Origin of the sequence: Pedobacter sp. BS3 (assembly GCF_008274585.1) — a bacterium.
GTDB lineage: Bacteria > Bacteroidota > Bacteroidia > Sphingobacteriales > Sphingobacteriaceae > Hufsiella_A.
This window is the reverse complement of sequence record NZ_VTRT01000017.1, coordinates 1-6,070: the sequence shown is the minus strand read 5'-3', so window position 1 is coordinate 6,070 and position 6,070 is coordinate 1. Positions and strand designations below refer to the sequence as shown.

2 tRNA genes and 3 rRNA genes are annotated in these 6,070 nt (G+C 49.3%); all 5 read right to left on the bottom strand.

From position 1 onward, the window contains the following. Positions 1-16: 16 nt before the first annotated feature. Positions 17-128, bottom strand: a 5S ribosomal RNA gene (rrf, locus tag FW774_RS20215). 139 nt (positions 129-267) lie between these two features. Further along, positions 268-3,148: ribosomal RNA gene (locus FW774_RS20210) — 23S ribosomal RNA — on the bottom strand. Positions 3,149-3,388: 240 nt separating this feature from the next. Then, positions 3,389-3,462 (bottom strand) — tRNA-Ala (locus FW774_RS20205). A gap of 83 nt (positions 3,463-3,545) precedes the next feature. After that, positions 3,546-3,620: transfer RNA gene (locus tag FW774_RS20200), tRNA-Ile, on the bottom strand. A gap of 301 nt (positions 3,621-3,921) precedes the next feature. Further along, positions 3,922-5,443, bottom strand: a 16S ribosomal RNA gene (locus FW774_RS20195). The 16S, 23S and 5S rRNA genes sit together here with 2 tRNA genes alongside, the layout of an rRNA operon. Between the last annotated feature and the right edge of the window lie 627 nt (positions 5,444-6,070).

The window sequence follows — 6,070 nt, the reverse complement described above, 5'->3', positions numbered from 1 at the left end:
AGGCGTTCAAAAAAAGGGGTGGCACCGACCTACTCTCCCACCTGTTACGGCAGTACCATCGGCTCTGGCGGGCTTAACGTCTCTGTTCGGAATGGGAAGAGGTGGACACCGCCGATATAGGCACCTGAAGGTTTTATAAGGTTAAAGGTGTAAGGTTGAAGGTGTAAGGTTCTCCTTACTCCCTATGCCTTTTGCCTCTTACCTAAGACATGAATTGAAAGAAGTCATTGAAACAGAAGACAGTCCCGAACATGCGGGATTATCTGCTTGAGAAAGCTTCGGGTGATTAGTACTACTCGGCTTTGATGTTACCACCTTTACACCTGTAGCCTATCTACGTAATCGTCTCTTACGACCCTCTATGGAAGTCTCATCTCGTGGCTAGTTTCGCACTTAGATGCTTTCAGCGCTTATCTATTCCCAACATAGCTACTCTGCAGTACAGCTGGCGCCATAACAGATTCACTAGCGGTTGGTCCAACCCGGTCCTCTCGTACTAAGGTCAGCCCCACTCAAACTTCCTGCGCCCACAACAGATAGGGACCGAACTGTCTCGCGACGTTCTGAACCCAGCTCGCGTGCCACTTTAATCGGCGAACAGCCGAACCCTTGGGACCTTCTCCAGCCCCAGGATGTGACGAGCCGACATCGAGGTGCCAAACCTCCCCGTCGATATGAGCTCTTGGGGGAGATCAGCCTGTTATCCCCAGCGTACCTTTTATCCTTTGAGCGATGGCCCTTCCATGCAGAACCACCGGATCACTATATCCGTCTTTCGACCCTGATCGACTTGTCTGTCTCACAGTCAAGCATGCTTTTGCTATTGCACTCCACGTACGGTTACCAAGCGTACTGAGCATACCTTTGAAAGCCTCCGTTACCTTTTTGGAGGCGACCACCCCAGTCAAACTACCCGCCAAACAATGTCTCCGCCAGCCGGCGGATTAGACACCGAATACAGAAAGGGTGGTATTTCAACGTTGACTCCACGACTCCTGGCGAAGCCGCTTCACCGTCTCCCACCTATCCTACACATCCTGTATCCAATATCAATGTTAAGCTGTAGTGAAGGTGCATGGGGTCTTTCCGTCCCGTTGCGGGTAACCGGCGTCTTCACCGATACCACAATTTCACCGAGCTCATGGCTGAGACAGCGCCCAGATCGTTACACCATTCGTGCAGGTCGGAACTTACCCGACAAGGAATTTCGCTACCTTAGGACCGTTATAGTTACGGCCGCCGTTTACTGGGGCTTCGATTCAATGCTTCTCCTTGCGAATAACATCCCCTCTTAACCTTCCAGCACCGGGCAGGTGTCAGGCCTTATACCTCATCTTTCGATTTTGCAAAGCCATGTGTTTTTGTTAAACAGTCGCCTGGGCCTTTTCACTGCGGCCTGCATTGCTGCAGGCGCCCCTTCTCCCGAAGTTACAGGGCCATTTTGCCGAGTTCCTTAGCCATGATTCACTCGAGCACCTTAGGATTCTCTCCTCGACTACCTGTGTCGGTTTACGGTACGGGTTTGTATAACCTGAAGCTTAGCGGGTTTTCTTGGAAGTCTGATTACCTGCACTATCCTCGCCCCCGAAGGTTTAAGGTACTATCAGCTTTCAGCACCTATCACGGATTTGCCTGTGATTGATTTACCTACAGCCTTCAACGATCTATTCCGTCAGATCGCGGCAGTGTCACTACTCCGTCACCACATCGCAGTTATACAAAGTACGGGAATATTAACCCGTTGTCCATCGGATTCTCCACCCGGATTCTCCTTAGGCCCCGACTAACCCTGATCCGATTAGCGTTGATCAGGAAACCTTAGTCTTTCGGTGGGCAGGTTTCTCTCCTGCCTTATCGTTACTTATGCCTACATTTGCTTTTCCAGAAGGTCCAACATACCTTACGATACATCTTCGCCCCCGCTGGAATGCTCCCCTACCATCCGCCATCTGGCGGATCCATAGCTTCGGTAGTAAACTTATGCCCGTTTATTATCCATGCCCGGTCGCTCGACTAGTGAGCTGTTACGCACTCTTTAAATGAATGGCTGCTTCCAAGCCAACATCCTAGCTGTCTGTGCAACCGAACCTCGTTAGTTCAACTTAGCTTACATTTGGGGACCTTAGCTGATGGTCTGGGTTCTTTCCCTCTCGGCCCTGGACCTTAGCACCCAGAGCCTCACTGCAGCGTATATTTCATAGCATTCGGAGTTCGTCTGGATTTGGTAGGATGTGACTCCCCCGCACCCAATCGGTAGCTCTACCTCTATGAAACTCTACCGCCACGCTGTTCCTAAAAACATTTCGGGGAGTACGAGCTATTTCCCAGTTTGATTAGCCTTTCACCCCTACCCTCAAGTCATCCGGAAGCTTTTCAACGCTTATCGGTTCGGTCCTCCAGTACGTGTTACCGCACCTTCAACCTGCTCAAGGGTAGATCACAAGGTTTCGCGTCTACCTCCCCTGACTATACGCCCTTTTCAGACTCGCTTTCGCTTCGGCTGCGTGACTTCATCACTTAACCTTGCCAGGGAAGAGTAACTCGTAGGCTCATTATGCAAAAGGCACGCCGTCATCCGCCTACTGGCGGACTCCGACCGCTTGTAAGCACACGGTTTCAGGTTCTATTTCACTCCCCTGTTCGGGGTTCTTTTCACCTTTCCCTCACGGTACTGGTTCACTATCGGTCTCTCAGGAGTATTTAGCCTTGGCGGATGGTGCCGCCGGATTCCCACAAGGCGTCTCCAACCTCGCGGTACTCAGGATCCTACTAAGTCATTATTCCTTACGCGTACGCAGCTCTCATGCTCTTTGGCGGGCCTTCCCAGACCCTTCCGCTTCGGTTTAATGTACCACATTGTAGTCCTACAACCCCAGTGCTGCCGTAACAGCGCTGGTTTGGGCTATTTCCATTTCGCTCGCCACTACTCTGGAAATCACTATTGTTTTCTCTTCCTATGCTTACTTAGATGTTTCAGTTCAGCACGTTCGCGTATTTTACGATTATCCTTCAGATAATCAGGTTTCCCCATTCGGAAATCCGCGGATCAATTCCTATTTGCAAATCCCCGCGGCTTATCGCAGCTTATCACGTCCTTCTTCGCCTCTGAGAGCCTAGGCATCCCCCGTGTGCCCTTTCTTACTTTCTTCTACCAATACTGCTTTTGCTCAGTATGGTATGCTTTTTTGAGTTTAGAGTTGAAAGTTTAGAGTTGAAAGTCTTGCGACTTAATACTCATTACTTATCACCTACAACTCTTCTGTTGTCTTCTCTTTCAATTACTTCTTCCAATATGTCAAAGAACTTTCTCAAGGTGGAGGGTGAGAGGGTTTGAAGGTGGAGGGTTTCCCTTCCTGCCTTCAGCCTTTCGACCTTAGACCTTAATAGGTGGAGAATAACGGATTCGAACCGTTGACCCCCTGCGTGCAAGGCAGGTGCTCTAGCCAGCTGAGCTAATTCCCCTGAAGATAGTTTTTAGTTTAAAGTGCAATGTTCAAAGTGTTTTCTACTTTTTACCTTCCACTTTTCACTTTCAACTCACCATGTAGTCCCGAGCAGATTTGAACTGCTGACCCCTACATTATCAGTGTAGTGCTCTAACCAAACTGAGCTACGGGACTGTCTTTTGCTTCTTTACGATTGTAGATTGTGATTTACGATCTTCTCCTCTTGCCTGCTTTAATCGTAACTCGTAATTCCGTAAATCGTAATTCATCTTACAATCTCGCCGCCCTGCTGATCTTTACCAACTGATTCGGCTGCTTCTTCCGGGTTGCTTGTTTTAGATGTGAGTATGGAGATATGAGTATTGAGAATAACTGGTACTTAACCGGATTCTCGGCTCAAATCTGATGTCTCCTATCTAAAATCTAATTGTTTAAGAAAATATCTGTAGCATAACGGGCTCAATTCAACCTCTAGAAAGGAGGTATTCCAGCCGCACCTTCCGGTACGGCTACCTTGTTACGACTTAGCCCCAGTTACCGGTTTTACCCTAGGACGCTCCTTGCGGTTACATACTTCAGGTACCCCCAGCTTCCATGGCTTGACGGGCGGTGTGTACAAGGCCCGGGAACGTATTCACCGCAGCATTGCTGATCTGCGATTACTAGCGAATCCAACTTCATGAGGTCGAGTTGCAGACCTCAATCCGAACTGTGAACAGCTTTTTGAGATTGGCTTCATATTACTATGTCGCTGCCCTCTGTACTGCCCATTGTAGCACGTGTGTAGCCCCGGACGTAAGGGCCATGATGACTTGACGTCGTCCCCACCTTCCTCGCTGTTTGCACAGGCAGTCTGTTTAGAGTCCCCACCTTGACATGCTGGCAACTAAACATAGGGGTTGCGCTCGTTGCGGGACTTAACCCAACACCTCACGGCACGAGCTGACGACAGCCATGCAGCACCTAGTTTCGTGTGATAAATCACTGAACCATCTCTGGTTCATTCACTAACTTTCAAGCCCGGGTAAGGTTCCTCGCGTATCATCGAATTAAACCACATGCTCCTCCGCTTGTGCGGGCCCCCGTCAATTCCTTTGAGTTTCACCCTTGCGGGCGTACTCCCCAGGTGGAATACTTAACGCTTTCGCTTGGACGCTAACTGTATATCGCTAACATCGAGTATTCATCGTTTAGGGCGTGGACTACCAGGGTATCTAATCCTGTTTGATCCCCACGCTTTCGTGCCTCAGCGTCATTTACACTTTAGTAAGCTGCCTTCGCAATCGGTGTTCTGAGACATATCTATGCATTTCACCGCTACTTGTCTCATTCCGCCTACCTCAGCTGTAATCAAGCTACTCAGTATCAAAGGCACTGCGACAGTTGAGCTGCCGTCTTTCACCCCTGACTTAAGTAGCCGCCTACGCACCCTTTAAACCCAATAAATCCGGATAACGCTTGGATCCTCCGTATTACCGCGGCTGCTGGCACGGAGTTAGCCGATCCTTATTCTTACCGTACATTCAACTCTTTACTCGTAAAGAGGTTTATTCCGGTACAAAAGCAGTTTACAACCCGTAGGGCCGTCTTCCTGCACGCGGCATGGCTGGTTCAGGCTTGCGCCCATTGACCAATATTCCTTACTGCTGCCTCCCGTAGGAGTCTGGTCCGTGTCTCAGTACCAGTGTGGGGGATTCTCCTCTCAGAGCCCCTAGACATCGTCGCCTTGGTGAGCCGTTACCTCACCAACCAGCTAATGTCACGCATGCCCATCTGTAACCCATAAATGTTTAATCATTGTACCATGCGATACTGTGATTTTATACGGTATTAATCCGGATTTCTCCGGGCTATCCCCTTGTTACAGGTAGGTTGCATACGCGTTACGCACCCGTGCGCCACTTTCATGAGGAGCAAGCTCCTCAATCTCGTTCGACTTGCATGTATTAGGCCTGCCGCTAGCGTTCATCCTGAGCCAGGATCAAACTCTCCATTGTAATGTAAGTTTGTTCTTGACTCTATTTTTCTCAAATAGAATCTGTTTTTATGCTATTTGTTGAATTGACTTTGGATATTTTGTTATCTCTAACGGGTATCGCTACCCGTTACGCTACATGACATTTCTTTAAAGAACTTTTGCGCCGCCCCGTCCCGGTTTGGCTCTGTATTTTTCCCTGAACTCTCCGGCGCTGCCGGTGGGCTCTGGTGTAAATTCGGTGTGTTACTGATGTTCGGCCTTGCGCCTACTGGTCTTGCTTTTCGGGCTTCCGGCATTGCTGCTTTTGCCCTGGCTCATCCTGCCGTTCTGCTTTTGCTTCCGGCTTCCTGATACCCCCGTTTTGTTTGGGACTGCAAAGGTAGAAACTTTATCCTTCCACTCCAAATCTTTTTTTATCTTTTTTTTCCGGAAGGTCTCAGATTCCTTTGAGACTGTTCCCCCTTACCTGGAATCCTCTGCTCCGGGTCTATCCGCCCCTTCTACCCTCAGGTTACCCTCTCCACTTAAAAGATTATATCGCTCCTCAATTGTCCAGGAAATCTTCTCTCCTTATACCCCTATAAACCCCTTCTTCCCTATACGCCCTCATCGCGAAAGCGAGCGCAAAAGTATGACGTTTTTATGT